The 17711-nt window shown below is 38.4% G+C and carries 21 protein-coding genes and 1 riboswitch; of the genes, 9 read left to right on the forward strand and 12 right to left on the reverse strand.

Annotation, left to right across the window (positions count from 1 at the left end):
- The first annotated feature begins 52 nt into the window (after positions 1–52).
- Positions 53–202: riboswitch (FMN riboswitch) on the forward strand.
- Positions 203–292: 90 nt separating this feature from the next.
- Positions 293–952 (forward strand): 3,4-dihydroxy-2-butanone-4-phosphate synthase, encoded by a 660-nt coding sequence (gene ribB / locus ACIF8R_RS06460; RefSeq protein ID WP_396479787.1) that lies wholly within the window; start codon positions 293–295, stop codon positions 950–952.
- A 58-nt stretch (positions 953–1010) separates the two neighbouring features.
- Here ribB and ACIF8R_RS06465 read toward each other — a convergent pair whose 3' ends face one another.
- A complete protein-coding gene (locus ACIF8R_RS06465) occupies positions 1011–1685 on the reverse strand; it encodes an HAD-IA family hydrolase (RefSeq protein WP_263613056.1) in 675 nt (224 codons plus the stop codon).
- Positions 1686–1782: 97 nt separating this feature from the next.
- Here ACIF8R_RS06465 and ACIF8R_RS06470 point away from each other — a divergent pair, with 97 nt between their 5' ends.
- Entirely contained in the window at positions 1783–2550 is a 768-nt protein-coding gene (locus tag ACIF8R_RS06470; RefSeq protein ID WP_396479789.1) for a hydroxymethylpyrimidine/phosphomethylpyrimidine kinase, read from the forward strand.
- A 45-nt stretch (positions 2551–2595) separates the two neighbouring features.
- Here ACIF8R_RS06470 and lysM read toward each other — a convergent pair whose 3' ends face one another.
- The 6 genes from lysM to ACIF8R_RS06500 all read right to left on the reverse strand — a co-directional run bounded on the left by lysM (position 2596) and on the right by ACIF8R_RS06500 (position 6269).
- Positions 2596–3069, reverse strand: coding sequence for a peptidoglycan-binding protein LysM (gene lysM, locus ACIF8R_RS06475; RefSeq protein ID WP_263613054.1), 474 nt, complete (start codon positions 3067–3069; stop codon positions 2596–2598).
- 188 nt (positions 3070–3257) lie between these two features.
- A complete protein-coding gene (acpP, locus tag ACIF8R_RS06480; RefSeq protein ID WP_001279871.1) occupies positions 3258–3494 on the reverse strand; it encodes an acyl carrier protein in 237 nt (78 codons plus the stop codon).
- 84 nt (positions 3495–3578) lie between these two features.
- On the reverse strand, positions 3579–4313 hold the full coding sequence (gene fabG / locus ACIF8R_RS06485) for a 3-oxoacyl-ACP reductase FabG (protein ID WP_000191300.1): 735 nt from the start codon (positions 4311–4313) through the stop codon (positions 3579–3581).
- Positions 4310–5296 (reverse strand): ACP S-malonyltransferase, encoded by a 987-nt coding sequence (gene fabD / locus ACIF8R_RS06490; RefSeq protein WP_396479791.1) that lies wholly within the window; start codon positions 5294–5296, stop codon positions 4310–4312. The genes fabG and fabD overlap by 4 nt, the downstream gene beginning before the upstream one ends.
- A 152-nt stretch (positions 5297–5448) precedes the next feature.
- On the reverse strand, positions 5449–5634 hold the full coding sequence (gene rpmF / locus ACIF8R_RS06495; RefSeq protein WP_000290730.1) for a 50S ribosomal protein L32: 186 nt from the start codon (positions 5632–5634) through the stop codon (positions 5449–5451).
- Positions 5635–5708: 74 nt separating this feature from the next.
- Positions 5709–6269 carry a YceD family protein gene (locus ACIF8R_RS06500; RefSeq protein ID WP_396479793.1) on the reverse strand — a complete coding sequence of 187 codons (561 nt, stop codon included), beginning with the start codon at positions 6267–6269 and terminating at the stop codon, positions 5709–5711.
- A 96-nt stretch (positions 6270–6365) separates the two neighbouring features.
- Between ACIF8R_RS06500 and ACIF8R_RS06505 the strand changes: the two genes are divergently transcribed.
- The 5 genes from ACIF8R_RS06505 to rluB all read left to right on the forward strand — a co-directional run bounded on the left by ACIF8R_RS06505 (position 6366) and on the right by rluB (position 10307).
- Positions 6366–7028, forward strand: a complete 663-nt coding sequence (locus ACIF8R_RS06505) for an elongation factor P hydroxylase (RefSeq protein WP_396479795.1) — start codon at positions 6366–6368, stop codon at positions 7026–7028.
- Positions 7029–7117: 89 nt separating this feature from the next.
- Positions 7118–7735 carry an L-threonylcarbamoyladenylate synthase gene (locus ACIF8R_RS06510; RefSeq protein WP_396479797.1) on the forward strand — a complete coding sequence of 206 codons (618 nt, stop codon included), beginning with the start codon at positions 7118–7120 and terminating at the stop codon, positions 7733–7735.
- Positions 7736–7960: 225 nt separating this feature from the next.
- Positions 7961–8752 (forward strand): ScpA family protein, encoded by a 792-nt coding sequence (locus ACIF8R_RS06515; protein ID WP_031944538.1) that lies wholly within the window; start codon positions 7961–7963, stop codon positions 8750–8752.
- Positions 8749–9342 carry an SMC-Scp complex subunit ScpB gene (scpB, locus tag ACIF8R_RS06520; RefSeq protein WP_004703403.1) on the forward strand — a complete coding sequence of 198 codons (594 nt, stop codon included), beginning with the start codon at positions 8749–8751 and terminating at the stop codon, positions 9340–9342. The genes ACIF8R_RS06515 and scpB overlap by 4 nt, the downstream gene beginning before the upstream one ends.
- Positions 9343–9383: 41 nt before the next feature.
- A complete protein-coding gene (gene rluB, locus ACIF8R_RS06525; protein ID WP_263613051.1) occupies positions 9384–10307 on the forward strand; it encodes a 23S rRNA pseudouridine(2605) synthase RluB in 924 nt (307 codons plus the stop codon).
- A 61-nt stretch (positions 10308–10368) separates the two neighbouring features.
- On the opposite strand, the gene bioD is transcribed toward rluB, so the two are convergent.
- From bioD to ACIF8R_RS06550, 5 genes are all read right to left on the reverse strand, one after another.
- A complete protein-coding gene (bioD, locus tag ACIF8R_RS06530) occupies positions 10369–11013 on the reverse strand; it encodes a dethiobiotin synthase (RefSeq protein WP_216985618.1) in 645 nt (214 codons plus the stop codon).
- On the reverse strand, positions 11014–11763 hold the full coding sequence (bioC, locus tag ACIF8R_RS06535; RefSeq protein WP_396479799.1) for a malonyl-ACP O-methyltransferase BioC: 750 nt from the start codon (positions 11761–11763) through the stop codon (positions 11014–11016). It lies immediately after the preceding gene.
- Positions 11760–12917 carry an 8-amino-7-oxononanoate synthase gene (locus ACIF8R_RS06540; RefSeq protein WP_396479801.1) on the reverse strand — a complete coding sequence of 386 codons (1158 nt, stop codon included), beginning with the start codon at positions 12915–12917 and terminating at the stop codon, positions 11760–11762. Before ACIF8R_RS06540 ends, bioC begins: the two co-directional genes overlap by 4 nt.
- 1 nt (position 12918) lies before the next feature.
- Positions 12919–14199, reverse strand: a complete 1281-nt coding sequence (bioA, locus tag ACIF8R_RS06545) for an adenosylmethionine--8-amino-7-oxononanoate transaminase (RefSeq protein ID WP_396479803.1) — start codon at positions 14197–14199, stop codon at positions 12919–12921.
- 90 nt (positions 14200–14289) lie between these two features.
- Positions 14290–15024, reverse strand: coding sequence for a hydrolase (locus tag ACIF8R_RS06550; protein WP_396479805.1), 735 nt, complete (start codon positions 15022–15024; stop codon positions 14290–14292).
- A 354-nt stretch (positions 15025–15378) separates the two neighbouring features.
- Here ACIF8R_RS06550 and otsB point away from each other — a divergent pair, with 354 nt between their 5' ends.
- Together otsB and ACIF8R_RS06560 are read left to right on the forward strand one after the other, a co-directional pair.
- Positions 15379–16230, forward strand: coding sequence for a trehalose-phosphatase (gene otsB, locus ACIF8R_RS06555; RefSeq protein WP_396479807.1), 852 nt, complete (start codon positions 15379–15381; stop codon positions 16228–16230).
- Complete coding sequence (locus ACIF8R_RS06560) at positions 16218–17648, forward strand: trehalose-6-phosphate synthase (RefSeq protein WP_396479809.1); 1431 nt, start codon at positions 16218–16220, stop codon at positions 17646–17648. The genes otsB and ACIF8R_RS06560 overlap by 13 nt, the downstream gene beginning before the upstream one ends.
- Positions 17649–17711 lie beyond the last annotated feature (63 nt).

The raw sequence follows: 17711 nt of genomic DNA on the forward strand, positions 1-17711 counted from the left end.
GCATTCTACAAAAGCATCTAGCCAATTTTGCCAAGCGCGCTATAATAAAACCCATCGCTTCAGGGCGGGGTGTAATTCCCCACCGGTGGTAAAGTTAATTTTATGAATAGATTAACAAGCCCACGAGCTTAAATTGTGTAATTTGAGCAGATTTGGTGAAACTCCAAAGCCGACGGTATAGTCCGGATGAAAGAAGACGACGAACTGGGATAAATCCGTTTTATTTCAGTGCCAGCCTGTTTTTACATCAGTCCTGAAATGTTCAACCGTATTTTTACGAGAGCGTTTCATTATGTCTAGCTTAATTCAACCAGAACTTTTTTTCTCAGCCCTCTCTCCTGCTGAGCAGCGTATTCAACAAGCATTAGAAGATATCCGTCAAGGCAAACCTGTCTTGGTTATGGATGACTTTGACCGTGAAAACGAAGCAGATTTAATTGTTGCAGCAGAAACTCTAACTGTTGAGACCATGGCACGTATGATTCGTGACGGCTCAGGTATTGTATGTTTATGCCTGACAGAAGAATTAGCAGATCACTTAGATCTTCCACCAATGGTTTCTCAAAACTCAAGTCAGTTTCATACTGCATTTACAGTGACCATTGAAGCCGCTCAAGGCGTTACCACTGGTGTTTCTGCTAAAGACCGTGTAACAACGATTAAAACTGCTATTAAAGATGGTACTGTTGCAAGTGACTTAAATCGTCCTGGTCACGTTTTCCCATTACGCGCACGTAATGGTGGCGTGCTTACTCGACGTGGTCATACTGAGGGAACAATTGATCTAGCAAGATTAGCCGGTCTAAAACCTGCTGGTGTGTTATGTGAATTGACTAATCCAGATGGCACAATGGCATCAGGCATTCAAGTTTTAGCATATGCACAAACTCATCACTTAACTGTGATTACGATTGAAGAACTTGTTCAATACCGTCAACAACACGGTATTTAAATAAAAAAGGTTTGGCTTTAGACCAAAGCCAAACCTATAAATTAAAACTTATTTATATTTAAGAAACTTTCTTTTGTGCTGCCAGTTCTTCAACATAGTCCAAAAGTTCAGAGAACTGATTAATCATTGCTTTTGGCTGTGCTTGAGCAAGTTCTTCTGGTGTTCCATAACCGTAAGTCACAGCTACCGCCTCAATACCATTGTGGCGAGCACCTAAAACATCATATTGACGGTCACCTACCATTAAACATTCTTCTGGGTTTAATTGCTCATGCTCAAGAATATAATGAATAAGCTCAGCTTTATTGGTCCTCTCACCCGTTAATTCACTGCCATAAATATGTACAAAATATTGGCTTAATTCAAAATGATCTAAAATTCGTTTCGCATAAATTGTTGGTTTAGCAGTAGCAACAAATAAACGATATCCTTCTTTTTTTAAAGCGCTAAGCGTTTTTGCAACAGATGGATATACTTCATTTTCAAATAAACCAATGACCGAGAAACGCTCACGATAAGCCATTAAAGCTTGTTCAGCTAAATCATCATCTTGAGTAGCTAATAATTTTGCAAGTGATGGCTTTAATGGTGGACCAATGGTCCAATCAATATCTAAATCGGCAGCCAATGGATAGCCTAGTTTTTCCATTGCATAGCGAATTGAAGTATGGATACCAACTTTTGGGTCTGTTAAGGTTCCATCTAAATCAATCAAAATATGTTTTATAGCCATTCAATCACTAACCCAGTAAAGTATTTAATTCAATTAGTCGAGAGTTTAATCAAACTCTCTTATACTAACGTAAATTTAAATTGAAAAGGAAATAACCGTGCGTCCAACCGTACTTTGTTTCTCGGGTTTAGACCCTTCAGGTGGTGCAGGTTTACAAGCCGATATTGAAGCGATTGGACAAAGTGGCGCCCATGCAGCAATTGCATGTACAGCTCTTACCATTCAAAACTCACAACAAGTATTTGGCTTTGAAGCAACCTCAAAAGAACTATTACTAGCTCAAGCTAATGCCGTGGTAGGTGATTTACCCATTAAATGTGTTAAGTCAGGTATGCTGGGCACCACAGATAATATTGCTGCACTCGCTGAATTTTTACGTGCTCATCCTGACTATCAATATGTACTTGACCCTGTTTTAGTTGCAAACAGTGGCGGTTCGTTAGGAGACCAAGCAACTCTAGTTAAAGCATTTGTTGAACTGATTCCCCTAGCGACTCTTATTACCCCAAATACAGTTGAATTACGAGCATTAACAGGTATTGATGACTTAGAGCAAGCAACACAAAAGTTATTTGAAATGGGTGCCAAGGCTCTATTAGTGAAAGGTGGACACGAAGATACTCCCGACTTCATTAAAAATAGTTTATATATCGATGGTGAACTTGCGGCGAGTAGTAGTTGTCCTCGCCTTGAAGGTGAATATCATGGATCAGGTTGTTCATTAGCGAGTTTTATTGCAGGTCGCTTAGCTTTAGGTGATTCTCTAAAAATTGCAGTACAACATGCAGAAACATGGTTATTTGGTGTTTTAAAAAATGCCGAAACACCTGTACCTAATGGACAAAAGATTCCAAAACGATTTTAACAACCAAATAAAAAGGCGCTTAAAGCGCCTTTTTATTTATTCCAATTACTGTGGAATACGTAAAACTTGTCCAGGGAAAATCTCATCTGGATCTTTCAACATTGGTTTATTTGCTTCAAAGATTTTCGGATACTGGTTTGCATCACCATAAAATTCTTTCGCAATTTTTGAAAGATTATCACCAGATTTTACTGTATAAAATTTGCTTTCCGGCTCTGGAGTCACAACAGTCATCTGGTCATCTACATGTGCAACATGATCGATGTTACCAACAATAAGAATAATCTTTTCTTTATCCGCTTGGCTTTGTACTTGACCATTAATAGTCGCAGTATCAGTTGAACCATTATATGTTACAGATAAGCCTTCCACCCCAAGGCCTAAACTTTTAATTAATCCTAATAATTTATTCGCCACTTCTTGTGCAGAAGGTTCTGCTGGAGTTGCTGGAGCTGGTTGTGGTTCTGCTGGTGCGGTATTTTTTTTACCAATACCTTTTACAAAATCAAAAAGACCCATTTTTAGTCCTCATCTTATTGTTTATAGTAAAGTCATTAAACTGACCCTTATTGTTATACTTGAAAAAAGAGACACCTCTGCTATCAATTAAGGTTGATCTTGTAAAAATATGTATCTCTCTCCATTATTTTACTCAAATAAAAAAAGCCACCTTACGGTGGCCTTCTTTTTAATCAGCAATATGCGAATTAACCAAGTTTTTTAGTTACATAGTCAATTGCAGATTGAACTGTAGTGATTTCGTTTGAATCTTCATCAGGGATAGTGATGTCGAAGTCATTTTCGAAAGACATAACAAGTTCAACTAAATCTAAAGAGTCAGCACCCAAGTCATCCATGAAAGATGCTTCGTTTTTAATCTCTTCAGCTTTAAGACCAAGTTGTTCTGCAACCGCTTGTTTAACGCGTTGTTCGATATCGCTCACAGGAATTCTCCTCATTGCTTGTGGCGTTTGATTTGCCACTAGTTTAATTGAATATAAAAATTTTTAAAAGTTTATACATCGGCGTTAGGCCATGTATAAACCACCATTTACATGTAATACCGTACCGGTAATGTAACCTGCTTTATCACTTGCAAGGAAACTCACCGCATTTGCGATATCTTGTGGCTCACCTAAGCGATTTAAAGCCACTTGATCACTCATTTTTTTGCGAATGTCTTCACTAAGTGCATCTGTCATTTCTGTTGCAATAAAACCTGGTGCCACACTGTTTACAGTAATTTGGCGGCTACCCATCTCTTTTGCAAGGCTACGGCTGAATGCTTCAATACCTGCTTTAGCAGCAGAGTAGTTTGCTTGGCCTGGGTTTGCAAAATGAGCAACAACAGAACTGATATTAATAATTCGACCAAAACGTGCTTTCGTCATACCTTTAAGTACGCGTTTAGATAAACGATAAACGGCTTTAAGGTGGATATTGAGAATGTCATCCCAATCATCTTCAGACATACGAAGCAACAAATTGTCTTTCGTAATACCTGCATTGTTAACAAGAACAAGTACAGGACCATAGTTCTGTTCAATATGAGACACGACTGCTTCAATCTCATCGAGATTACGCACGTCAAGCGCCAAACCTGCACCTTGTTCACCAAAGCTATCAGTTAGCTTTTGTGCACCAGATTCAGAAGTCGCAGTACCTACGACAAAATAACCGTCTTGAATAAGTTGCTGGGCAATTGCAGCGCCAATGCCCCGACTCGCGCCCGTTACTAATGCAACTTTGCGTTCTTGTGTCATGCAATTTTTCCTTCTGCCACTAAAACAGCATTTAGGGCATCTTCCATTTTGCTCTTACTATCAATAGAAAAAGCTTTTTCAATATTTGGTAAACGCTTTGCGAGATTACTCAATACTGTACCTGGACCACACTCAACAATGTACTGAATACCTTGGTCTTGTAGAGACTGCATGGTACGAGTCCATTGTACAGACTGGTACAATTGTGCCGTTAAAGCCTGACGTAATTGAGCAACATCGGTAGCAATTCCCGCGTTGACATTTTGTATTACAGGAATGGTAGGTAGCTCAATGGCAGTTTGTTCCAAAGCTTCTGCAAATTTCTCTGCAGCAGGTTTCATCAATGAACAATGCGAAGGTACAGAAACTGGTAAAGCAATTGCTTTAGCAGATTGTTCTTTTGCCAATGCCATAACTTGCTGTACAGATGCAGTACTACCAGCAATTACAACCTGACCTTGTGAATTATAATTTGCAGCTTCAACTGAACCTTGACCTGATGCAGATACGCTCTGGCACAATTCAACTACTTTATCATCGGCCAAACCAAGAATTGCAGCCATAGCGCCTTCCCCTTGAGGAACAGCACTTTGCATGAGTTTTCCACGCAAATTAACTAATTTAACTGCATCTGCCAAACTCATTGAACCCGCTGCAACTAAAGCGCTGTATTCACCTAAAGAGTGCCCTGCAAGGTATTTAGGCGCTAAACCACCTAAATCTAACCATAGACGCCATAAAGCGATGCTGGCAGTTAATAATACAGGTTGGGTGTTTTCTGTTTGGTCTAAACCTTCACCACTTTGCGCAATGTGCCAAAGATCAAATCCTAGCGCGTCTGAAGCTTCAGCAAAAGTTTGCCCAACTCCACTAAACTGTTCTGCGAGTTCAGCGAGCATACCAACTTTTTGTGAACCTTGACCCGGAAACACAAATGCAGTTTTTGTGGCTAAAGCTACTTGTTCAAGACGTTTAGCAGACATAAGAAATCCTTTTTGGGTTTTCACTCATTTCTCTGGAGCGGAAATTTAACATTTAATTTGTATATTTATAATTGCGAAAAACAACAAAAAAAGGGAGCTTTCGCTCCCATTTTTTCTATACTTAAGCATCACGCTTAATGCATATCATGCAATTATTCAGCATCAGCTGCTTTAGCGAATAATTGACGACCACGGTAGAAACCGTCTTTAGTCACGTGGTGACGACGATGAGTTTCACCAGTTGCTTGGTCTACTGTTAATGCATTCTCGGTTAAAGCGTCATGTGAACGGCGCATGTCACGGCGAGAGCGACTTTTACGGTTTTGCTGAACGGCCATGATGGCTCCTTACAAAGATCGAAAAAATGGATCAGAACAAATTCAGTTGTCTTATCTCATAATCATAACACAAATTATGAGTTAAGTTTACCCTTCAAACCTGCCAAAACATCAAACGGGTTATCCCGTTTCTCTTCGACAACGTTCTGAATGGTAGGTTGATGTTTATGTTCACAAGCATCATGCTTGGGAGATAAAGGCATCAACAATAACAGTTCATCTTCTAGTAATGCGAGTAAGTTGATCGAAGCAGGTGTATCAAAATCACCTTTTGTCGAAGACTCACTTTCACCTAAAACGATGAAATCAGCATCCTCATCCAAGCGCTCTATCAGTGACTCATCATCTACAAGTGCAATATGAAAGTCAGAAACAATTGGCATTTCAACAGATTCCAAACAACGTTGGCACTCCATCGGAACTTTTGTTTCCATATGACCATCTAACCACACAATGCGATGATAGGCATCCATTGATAGCTTACAGTCTATGTTGATCAATTGGTTATCAATTGACCCAACAGCTTCACGAGCAATACGAGCAAGACGAGACAATGGCAGTTGACCTGACCATGTAAAGCCTTGTTCAGCCCATTTAAACGGCTCAATCTGTGCCGGAAAGGTATTTGCTGACATAATTAAGGCGGCAATTCTACAAATTCATCGGTACTCTGTCAAAGATTAAGATACAATTTTGTACTTCTTTAGACAGAACTCGGGGTAAATTAAGCAATGCACCTGTTGCAGCCGCAACCTGAAGTTAACACTTCATTACTCGTTTGCACCCATTCAACTCACCAAAACACTCTTTTACCTGACGTGGTGCAACTCTCACCATGGCCAAGCTCAAAATTAGAGTCTGAGCAAGTTGATTGGCTTATTTTACACTTTAATCACTGGTTTTCCCACCATAATGTGACATTAGTTCGTGGAGAATTTGAACCAGAATATTTCCCAGCGAATGAACATGAGCCAGCTAAAATTCAATTTGCCCATGGTTTTTTTAATAGTGCTTTGCATGAAATTAGCCATTGGACAATTGCAGGTGCAAAAAGACGCCTACTACCCGATTTAGGTTATTGGTATGCGCCAGATGGCCGAACTAAAGAACAGCAGGATTTATTTGAACAAGTAGAAGTCAAACCTCAAGCCATAGAATGGCTATTTGCCCAGTCTTTTGGCCGAAAATTTAGAGTATCTCTAGATAACCTGACAGGTGATAGCGGAGATGGCAAAAAGTTTAAAGATAATGTTTATGCCCAAGTACAACGTTACTTTTCTGGTGAAGCTAAACTACCTGTTGATGCAGCAAGATTCATTGAATGTATTTGCCTATGTACGCGAGCAGGTGCAGCGTTACAATTAAATGAATTTAAACGTGAACTCCTTGATTAAATGACAAAAAAACTACGTAATTGACTTGCTTCCCAAGTTTGAAAAGTCTAATACTATTTTTAATACTGGCGTGATGGAGTCTCTAAAATATGCTGCATTTACATGTACATCCTGAAAATCCACAGCAACGCCTCATTGATCAAGCTGTTGAGCGTATTCGTGCAGGAGATGTTGTGGTCTACCCTACCGATGCTGCCTATGCAATCGGATGCCAGATTGGTAATAAAAATGCGATGGAACGTATTGCCCAGATTCGTGATTTAGGTCCTAAACATCAATATGCAATTATGTGTTGCGATTTATCAGATATCGCGACTTATGCAAAAGTTGATAATGCGACTTATAGATTATTAAAGGCAAATACACCTGCCATTACGACTTTCATTTTACCTGCGACCAGCGAAGTTCCTCGTAGGTTAATGCATCCTAAAAAGAAAACGATTGGTTTACGCATACCAAGTAACCCGATTTGTCAGGCTTTATTAAAAGAACTTGGTGAGCCTTTACTGACAAGTACATTGATTTTACCCGGGCAAGAAGACCCACTAGATGATCCTTACGATATTGAAAATCAGTTGGCTAAACGTATTGATGTCTTTATCGATGGTGGGTTCGGTATTTTAACAACCACCAGTATTGTTGACTTATCGGGTGAACATCCAGAAATTATCCGTCATGGCGCTGGAGATGTAAGTGCTTTCGAATAAGCACTTATTCTCCTTTTTACCAACAGTTAAAAAAAAAGTATTATCAAGAAAAAAAATACTCTTTATTTAGTTTGGATTTTTTTTACACTTTAGTCGTTAAGCAATTTATTAAAAGTCACAATTCCTTTAGAATGTTTTGCACTATCTGCTGTTCTTCTGCTACAGCTCTTATTGACTTGAAAACAAGTCTCATGCTTTTGAAAATTCGCGTGGCTTATAATCGTAATGAACCAATCACTTCATCAATCCATGGAAGACGTTCCACACATCCGTGTTTTAGATGAGTGGCACGACACGATTCCTGAAGATCTTTATATTCCTCCAGCTGCCTTCGAGATTTTACTCGAACAGTTTGAAGGACCACTCGACTTTTTAATTTATCTGATTCAGAAAAACGGTTTTGATTTAGTTCAGCTAGATATCGCCCCTATTGCCACTCAATATTTAGCTTATATGGATAGCATGAAATCCTTAAATATTGAGCTGACTGCTGACTATATGGTGATGGCTGCTCTATTGGCTGATTTGAAGTCTCGCTTACTCTTACCTAAACCTACTGTTATTAGTATTGAAAAAGATCCGAAGCAGGATCTTATTGATCGACTAGAAACTTATTTACGCATTAAGCAAGCTGCTGAACGTTTAGGTCAAATGCCAGTTCTTGACCGTGATACATTTAGTGCCAATGTAAGCTTAGGACATATTGCGCCTGTTTATGAAGGTTATGATGTTTCAGCATTACACGATGCTTTGTTTTGCGTATTTAACCGTCCAGAACCTGTAACGCACACAATTGCACAAGAGCCTGTACTGTTAGAAGAACGTATTGCTTATATTGAAGAGAAATTAGAGTCAGGCGACGTGTTAAGTTTTAAAGAATTACTGAATCCCCAACAAGGCCGTATGGGAATGGTTGTAACTTTTATGGCTGTTTTAGAATTGACCCGACAACAAAAGATTAAAATTATTGCGACAGGTGTTGAAGCTCCATTAGCTATTCAAGGGTCTGCGGCATGAGTTTTGAACAAAATAATACCGATTTGTCATTAGCTGACATTCATCACGAAGTTTTATTGCAACTTGAAGCGATTATTTTTGCCAGTGAAGCACCTGTTTCAATTGCTCGTTTAAAAGAAGCTTTTAATAATCAATATAACAAACAACAGCTTCGTCAGCTTTTACAACAGCTTGCCCTCTTACAACATGGCCGCTCTATTGAGTTGATTGAAACCGCGCAAGGCTTCCGTTTTCAGGTAAGATCCAAATATCGCAATATTATTGCGCAGATTTGGCCAGAGCGACCAACAAAACTGTCGCCATCTTTACTAGAAACGTTGGCTGTCATTGCGTATCATCAACCAGTCACGCGTGCTGATATTGAACAAATTCGTGGTGTATCTAATAATAGTCAGATTCTCAGAACGCTATTTGACTGGAACTGGATTAAAGAAGCCGGTTTTAGAGATTTACCCGGAAGACCTGCGTTGCTAATTACAACGCCTCAATTTCTGAATGCTTTTGGTCTAGCCTCTTTAGGCCAATTGCCTCCCCTACAGAACGCCAAGGAAGCATTTATGGCTCTCGATGCGAATGCACCGAAATCATAAAGAGGTGGACTGTTGATCATTATGTCTAAGGTTGTGCTGTCATGAGTGAAAAATTGCAAAAAGTATTAGCGCGAATCGGATTAGGTTCCCGTCGATATATGGAAGAGGTTATTGCCGCAGGACGCGTGAGTGTAAACGGCAGCGTTGCCCAAGTGGGTGAGCGCATTGAACCAGGCGATGAATTACGCATTGATGGCCGTAAAGTTCAGTTCCAAATCGAGGACGAAATTCGTCGTCGTGTACTGATTTATTATAAACCTGAAGGTGAGATCTGTTCACGTAATGACCCAGAAAAACGCCCAACCGTATTTGATCATTTGCCACAAATTGCAAATGACCGTTGGGTAATGGTAGGTCGTCTGGATATTAACAGTACAGGTTTATTACTATTTACAAATGATGGTGAGCTTGCTAACCGCTTAATGCACCCATCTAATGAAATTGAACGTGAATACGCTGTACGTGTAATGGGTGAAGTAACTCCACAATTACGTCAAAACATGGTCAATGGTGTAGAGCTTGAAGATGGTCCAGCCAAGTTCGAATCTTTCTCTGAAATTGGTGGTGAAGGTATTAACCGCTGGTATCAAGTTGTAGTGAAAGAAGGTCGTAACCGTGAGGTTCGCCGTATTTTCGAATCACAAGGTCTTAAAGTAAGCCGCTTATTACGTACTCGCTACGGTACTGTTATTTTACCACGTGAGTTACGTACGGGTCGTTGGATGGAGTTAGACAAAACTGACATCGACAACTTGGCAAAATCTGTTGAATTAAAGCCACGTCAAGGTACAGGTTTATTTGGCATGGCAAAACGTCGTACTGACCGTATGACTGAAAAGCCAATGGCAGCACGTCGTGGTGGTTACTTACGCCAACAGCGCCGTGATGATGAAAAAGAAGCGCCAGCTAACACAGGCAATCAGCGCAAATCGACGGGTTTTAACCGTGGATTTAAAAAGTTCTAAGTAAAACTTTTAAATCAAAAAACCGCTCACATTAGAGCGGTTTTTTATTGCTGGTTTGCACTTAATTCATTTTTGCTAATTCAATCCACTCAGCCTCAGGAAAATGTATGGCTAAATAGTCCTTCAAATAATTTGAAGTATCTTGCGAAATTAATGGATCTTTTGATTCATCTTTTAAGTTATAAACCAAAGCTTTTAATTTCAGGCCGCGTGACTTAAGTGCCTCAAGACTAAGCAAAGTATGGTTAATACTTCCTAAACGACCAGAAGTCACTAAAATAACAGGAAACTGATGCTGAGCCACATAGTCAATGGTGAGTAGACTTGTAGTTAATGGCACCATTAAGCCCCCTGCACCTTCTAACAATACAATTTCAAAACGCTCAGCCAATGTTTGAGTCGCATTTTCAATTTTTTGAAAATCAATTTCTCTATTATCTAAGCGTGTTGCCAAATGAGGTGAAGCAGGATAACTAAAGATTTCAGGCATAGTCAGCTTATCGTGATCTTCCTGAAACCAACCTTGCCCCATAATTTCACGATGCTTCTCGATATCTTCAGAAATATCAGCATTACCTGTTTGAATGAGTTTTTGGGTAATTACTTTTTTACCCTGCTCAGTCCATAATTTTGCTAAAAAGCCTGTCGCGTAGGTTTTACCAATTTCGGTATCAATCCCACTCACAAAATAGACCTGACCACTCATTTACTTCATTCTCCAGGCAATACAATAAATTGGATGATATGTTAAGGCATATCCCTCAGCATGCTTAAACCGCTCATAATTTTGATAAAACTGCTGTAAACTTTGCTTAGTCCAACGATGCTGAGCTGTAGCAGTTACACCTGTTGCTTTCAAATGTTGTAATACCGCTTTAGGTGAATTGAAATAGAGTTGAGTTTGTGACTCTGACAAATGCAAAATCTCAAAACCAGCCTGAGTTAAGGTACTGGTCCAATTTTCAAGCGACCAGTAACTTAGGCCTTGTCCAGTTAGCTCTTTAATTTCAATTAAGTTCTTAGCTCCAAATGTTGAAAAGCATAACCAACCGCTGTCAGTTAAAGCTTCATTACAACGCTTAAGCAAACGCGGTAAATCTTGCATCCATTGCAAAGCAGAACCAGAAACAATCATATCGAGCTGTTGAGGGAGTTCTAACGTTTCAACATCTCCAATTAACCATTTCAAATGTTCTTGATGACTAAAGTGCTGTTGCACCTCTGCATACAGATCATTCAAAATTAAATCTTCAATTTGAAAAGATTCAACAAGCAGACGAGTTAAGTTGCCAGAACCACAACCAATTTCAAAGACACGTGACATCGTGCTTGGACAAAACTGCTTTAGTAAGCCCGTTAAATTTTGGCAAATTTGTTTTTGAACAACCGCATGCTCTGAATAGCTTTGCCCTGCTTTAGCAAAACGCTCGGCAACTAAGTTTTTATTCAGACTCACAGAAAACTCACCAGTGCTTCAAGCTCATGTTGCTGCACCATTGACGTTAAAGAAATACGCAAACGTGCACTATTTTTAGGTACTGTTGGTGGGCGTACAGGCATGGCATAAAAGCCGCTTTCTTGAACGTGTTTTGCCTTATCGATCGCAGCCTGACTCTCTCCCACAATAATTGGAACAATATGACTGGTCGACGGACTTACATAACCCTTTTGTACAACAGCTTGTTGAAGATATTGGCTAATATTTTTTAAGTGTTCACGCTGAGGTTGAGCAACTAATACTTTTTGGAATATAAAGTTTATCCACGCTACAATAATAGGAGGTTGAGAGGTCGTAAAAATAAGCGGACGCATTTTATTAATAAGATAGTCTTTAATAATTGGATCGCAAATAATGTAACCACCGACTGCTGCCAATGCTTTACCAAAGGTACCAACTAGAAAATCAATTTCCTGAATCACATTATATTGTTCAGCACATCCCAAACCCTGCTGACCACGTACACCAATTGAGTGTGCTTCATCGACATAAAGCATGGTTTTAGCAAAACGTTTTTTAAGCTGGACTAATGCGGCTAAATCCGTTTCATCACCATCCATACTAAAAATACTTTCTGTGACTACAATGATTCGTTCAATTTTGTCATCATCATGATATTTTTGCAGAAGTTGTTCTAAGTGCTGTAAATCATTATGTCGATAACGCACATACTGCGCACCAGATAAACGTATACCGTCAATCATGCTCGCATGAACTAACTTATCAGCCAAAATTAAAGTTTTGTTATCAGAAACAGCTGGCAAAATACCAATATTCATGTGATAGCCACTATTAAATAACAGAGCCGACCGACCACCAAATGCTTTGCTTAGGCTATTTTCCAACTGCTCATATTCATCAAAGTTACCCGTCAATAAACGGGCCGATGAAGAACTAAAATAGCTGCGCTCTAACGGCAAGCTATCTAAAAACTCTTGGCGAAGATTAAGATCAGCCGCCAATCCAAGATAGTCATTTGAGGCTAAGTTGAGCATTGTTTTATTTTGAATAGTAATAAAACGGCCATGCTGTACATTTTGGGTAAATTGTCTGAAATTACCTTGTTGTTTTAACTCATCTAACTCTGTAGCAAAATGATCAAGCAATGACATCTTAATACGCTCCCTGCAATGTTTTAACAACTTCAACTAATTGTTCAAGCAAATCGCTTAGCTCTTGTTGAGTAATGACATAAGGTGGCATCACATAAACCAGTTTGCCAAAAGGGCGAATCCAGATTCCACGGTCTACAAATTGTTGCTGTAAAGTTTTCATATCAACATTAAAGGTGAGTTCTACTACACCAATTGCACCCAGCACTCGTACATCAGCAACATAATCCAGCTGATTTAAAGCCACTAAATGTTGGCTAAGCTGTTGCTCAATTCGCTTAATATTGGCTTGCCAATCTTGCTCAATTAAAAGTTGCGTACTTCTCAAGGCAACGGCACAAGCAAGTGGATTGGCCATAAAGGTTGGGCCGTGCATAAATACTCCAGCCTCACCACGACTAATGGTTTCTGCAACATGCTTTGTAGTCAAAGTCGCAGATAACGTCATATAACCACCTGTTAAACCTTTGCCTATACACATAATGTCAGGCTCGACTTGGGCATGTTCCCAAGCAAAAAGCTTTCCTGTACGGCCAAAGCCAGTCGCGATTTCATCAAAAATTAATAAGAGATGATATTTCTCACAAAGTGCTTTAGCCTGACGTAAATATTCAGGATGATAAAAACGCATGCCCCCTGCACCTTGAACAATTGGTTCAATAATGAGTGCAGCAAGGTTTTCATGATTTTGCTGAATAGCTTGTTCTAGCTCGGCAATATCTTGAGGATTCCATTCTTCGTGGAATTTGGTTTGTGGTGCCGCCACAAAAAGGCGGTTGGGTAAGCTTGTACCAAAAATTTGGTGCATGCCTGTAACCGGATCACACACAGACATCGCATTCCATGTATCTCCGTGGTAACCAGAACGCGTTGTAATAAAATTTGTTTTTTGTGGTTGGCCCTGTGCTGTCCAGAACTGCACAGCCATTTTTAAAGCAACTTCAACGGCAACCGAACCTGAATCTGCATAGAAAATTTTATCGAGACTTGGCGGTGTAATTTTTAAAAGAACTTTCCCAAGCTCAATCGCAGGATCATGAGTTAGCCCACCAAACATGATATGTGACATGTTCTGTAATTGATCGGTCACTGCTTGATTAAGTTCAGGGTGGTTATAGCCATGAATTGCACACCACCAAGAGGACATGCCATCAATTAAAGTTTTACCATCATCTAGTTCAATCGTTGCGCCATAGGCACGTTTCACTTTAAATGTTGGTAACGGTTGAGTCATTGAAGTATATGGATGCCAAATATGTTCCAAATCAAAATTATCGGTCATCCTCTATACCCTTTTACAGCAATCAAATCTTTCATTTAGCACATGTTAAACCTGTTAAGAATGAAAGAAAATTGCGAGATCAACCAAAGCTTATGAACTTTGCTGATGAATTGTTAAAAATTGGCAGATTTCTTCAATTGTTCTTTCCACCTGTAAGTAGGGAAAAGCATGTGTAGCGTCTTTTAGCAACTTATAAGTCATGTTTTCTGTAGCGAAATCCTTAAAATTCTCCATAATTTTGCAAGGAATGACATTGTCTTGCTCAGCAAACAAATGAAGCTGTAGACCTGGATAGTTTTTCAAGTTATCTACCAGATTTAACTGTTCAAGCATTTGCAAACCTTCTATTAAAAGTTCATTTGACGGCGGATTTGCTATATTTTGTACACTCATCCAATCTTGTTTCGCTTGAGATGAGCCAAGTGTAATCAAATAATAAAAACGCTTTAAAGTGGCTTGCGGGTTCTGTAAAAAAGACGCTTTAAATTGACTAAATACATCAGTAGGCATTGCTATTTGCCAATTATCGTTAGCAACAAAACATGGATTCGACGCGAGCGTAATTAACATTTTAGTTTGCCCAGTTTGTTTATAAAAAAAGTCAACGAGATGAGTTGCTAACTGTCCGCCTAAAGACCAGCCTATAACCACATCAATTTCGGCCACTAAATCAAGCTGTGCTTGATAGTTACTCTCTAAAATATCAAAAATATTAATTAGTTGTGTTTCGAAACCAGCTTTTTCCAAATGCAATTTAAGTGATTGCAAAGGTTCTATCCCTACTCCCCAACCTGTAATCAATAAAATTTTATTTTGTAACTTCATATGCTTGCCCACAGCCAACTTTTGCAAGATTATATATTAATATCAATTTTAAATATCCTTTAAAATCAACATAAAAATTAAATTTCACAAAGTAAAATCAGACATTTAGAGGTATTTAATATTCTGAAATATATTGATAAGTAAGGCCTAAATTATTCATATGAAACATACAAAATTTTAATTAACTAAACATTGAAGCAAATCAAAAAACAACATAATCCACACTTCACCCATAAATCCATTGTGCAATGTAATTAATGTTAATACTTATGTTTTTTTATTAAAAAAAATGACTCATCAATTCATTTTAATGCTAGAAGATTAATTAATGATCAAAATATTAGGCAGGTTAATATGAATAGTCAAAGTATAATATCTAATGGGAGAGAAAAAGATACATATTTTGTTACACCCAACGGTATTATAAATACCTTACCTTCAGATAAAAATTATTGTTTATTTCTGGATATTGATGGAACATTAGCTCCATTTCAAATTCATCCTGAACATAGTTTTATTCCGAATACGACATTAGAAGTTATAAAAAAAATTATTGAATTAAATATACCAGTGATTGCTGTAACAGGTCGTGATGTTGAAACAGCGAGTAAGCTGCTTCAGTCTATTGAAGTTCCTATAGCTGGGCTACATGGTTTAGATATTTATTTTGACTCTAACACTTATATTCACCCAGACTTAAGTGATATTAATTTTAACAAATTAAAACAAGATATTATAAAATCTTGTAAAAAATATCCCAATTTATTAATTGAGGATAAAGGATATTCTATTGCTTTGCATTATCGAAAAAATCCAGAATTAGAAAATAATGCAATTTATATTATGCAACAGATTAAATATTTTTATCCTCAACTAAAATTAAATAGAGGAAAATTTGTAGTTGAATTAATACCTAAACAGGCAGATAAAGGTAAAGCAATTCAAACTATATTAAATCATCTTAATTTACCGGTAATTCATCCAATATTTATAGGAGATGATTTAACAGATGAATCGGGTTTCACTTTTATTAATCAACAATTTGGCACTTCAATTAAAGTAGGTTCTGGTGAAACAGAAGCTCAATATAGATTAAAAGATATTAACAGCGTTTCTAATTTTCTTTTTTTCTTTCTCGAAAAAATAAAAAAGTTATACGTCAAAAATAGTCAAGATCAGAATGGAGAACAAATATGTCTAAATTAATCGTGTTATCGAATCGAATAAGTATGCCATCAGGTAAGGCTTCAGCAGGTGGCCTTGCAGTAGCTGTACAAGACGCATTAAATGACAGTAACGGCATTTGGTTAGGCTGGAATGGTCAGCAAATTACCGATACTGAAGCACCTGAGTTCGATCAGGCATATTCTCATGGGATTGACTACATTACCTGCCCTCTTACACATCAGCAATATGCACAGTACTACTGTGGTTTTGCTAACAAAGTTTTATGGCCTGCCATGCATGATCGAGATGATCTGATCGAATATGATGCTGAAGAATATAAGACTTACCAAAGGGTTAACCATTTATTTGCTGAAAAATTAAAGCAAATTGCTCAACCAGATGATGTTATTTGGGTACATGACTACCACTTTTTTAGTGTAGCCCGTCATTGCCGCGAATTAGGTATGCAAAATAAAATCGGTTTCTTTTTGCATATTCCTTTTGCAAGCTTAAATATTTGGCGCAAAATTCCAGTTGCACTACAGTTAATACAAGACCTTTGCCAATATGATGTGGTTGGTCTACAGACCCAAGCTGACCAAAACACCTGTATGCAAACCTGTATGGGCTTACTTGAAGCTCAAAAAATACTAAGCGACCGAATCAGTTATAAAAAACGTCAGGTGTTGATTAAGTCCTACCCTATTGGTGTGCAACCAGAACTTATTCAGCGCCAAGCACAACAGGCATTTCATACCCCATATGTATTTAACTTTGAAGATATTCCACGTCAAAAAACTATTATTGGGGTTGATCGGATTGATTATTCAAAAGGTTTACTTGAGCGTTTCAATGCATTTGCGACCTTCTTGGAAACTAATCCTGAATATCATGGACTGGTACGCCACCTTCAAGTTGCAACGCCTTCACGTACTGATATTCCAGCTTATCAACGTTTATACCAACGTTTTAAAACCAAACTAGAGCTGATTAATGAAGAGTTTGCACACGAAGACTGGCGTCCAATTGATTGCTGCTACGATACTGTTCAACATGACAGTCTAATGCATATTTATCGTCGTTCTGATATTTGCTGGATTAGCTCATTACGTGATGGTATGAACTTGGTCGCAAAAGAATATATTGCGGCTCAAGATCCAGAGAACCCAGGTGTGCTGATTTTATCTAAATATGCTGGTGCTGCTGAACAAATGACTCAGGCCTTGATTGTTGACCCATTAGATAGAGCAGCCATGATGGATACTCTAAAAACTGCTCTAGAGATGTCTAAAGCAGAACGTATTAATCGTTATGAACAATTAATAGAAGGTTTGGCAGCCACCGACTTGAGTGATTGGCGAAATACTTTCTTGAAGGATTTAGAAAATGCTCCGACTTTCAATAAGTCTAAGCTGTCATTACAAGACAAGTATCAACCTACTTACCATGTCTTATAATGATTTAAGCTTATAGAACATCGAGAAGTTTTCTCGATGTTCTTTCGGCGGGTAAGTTGGCTT

Source organism: Acinetobacter sp. ABJ_C4_1, from assembly GCF_044538495.1.
GTDB lineage: Bacteria > Pseudomonadota > Gammaproteobacteria > Pseudomonadales > Moraxellaceae > Acinetobacter > Acinetobacter nosocomialis_A.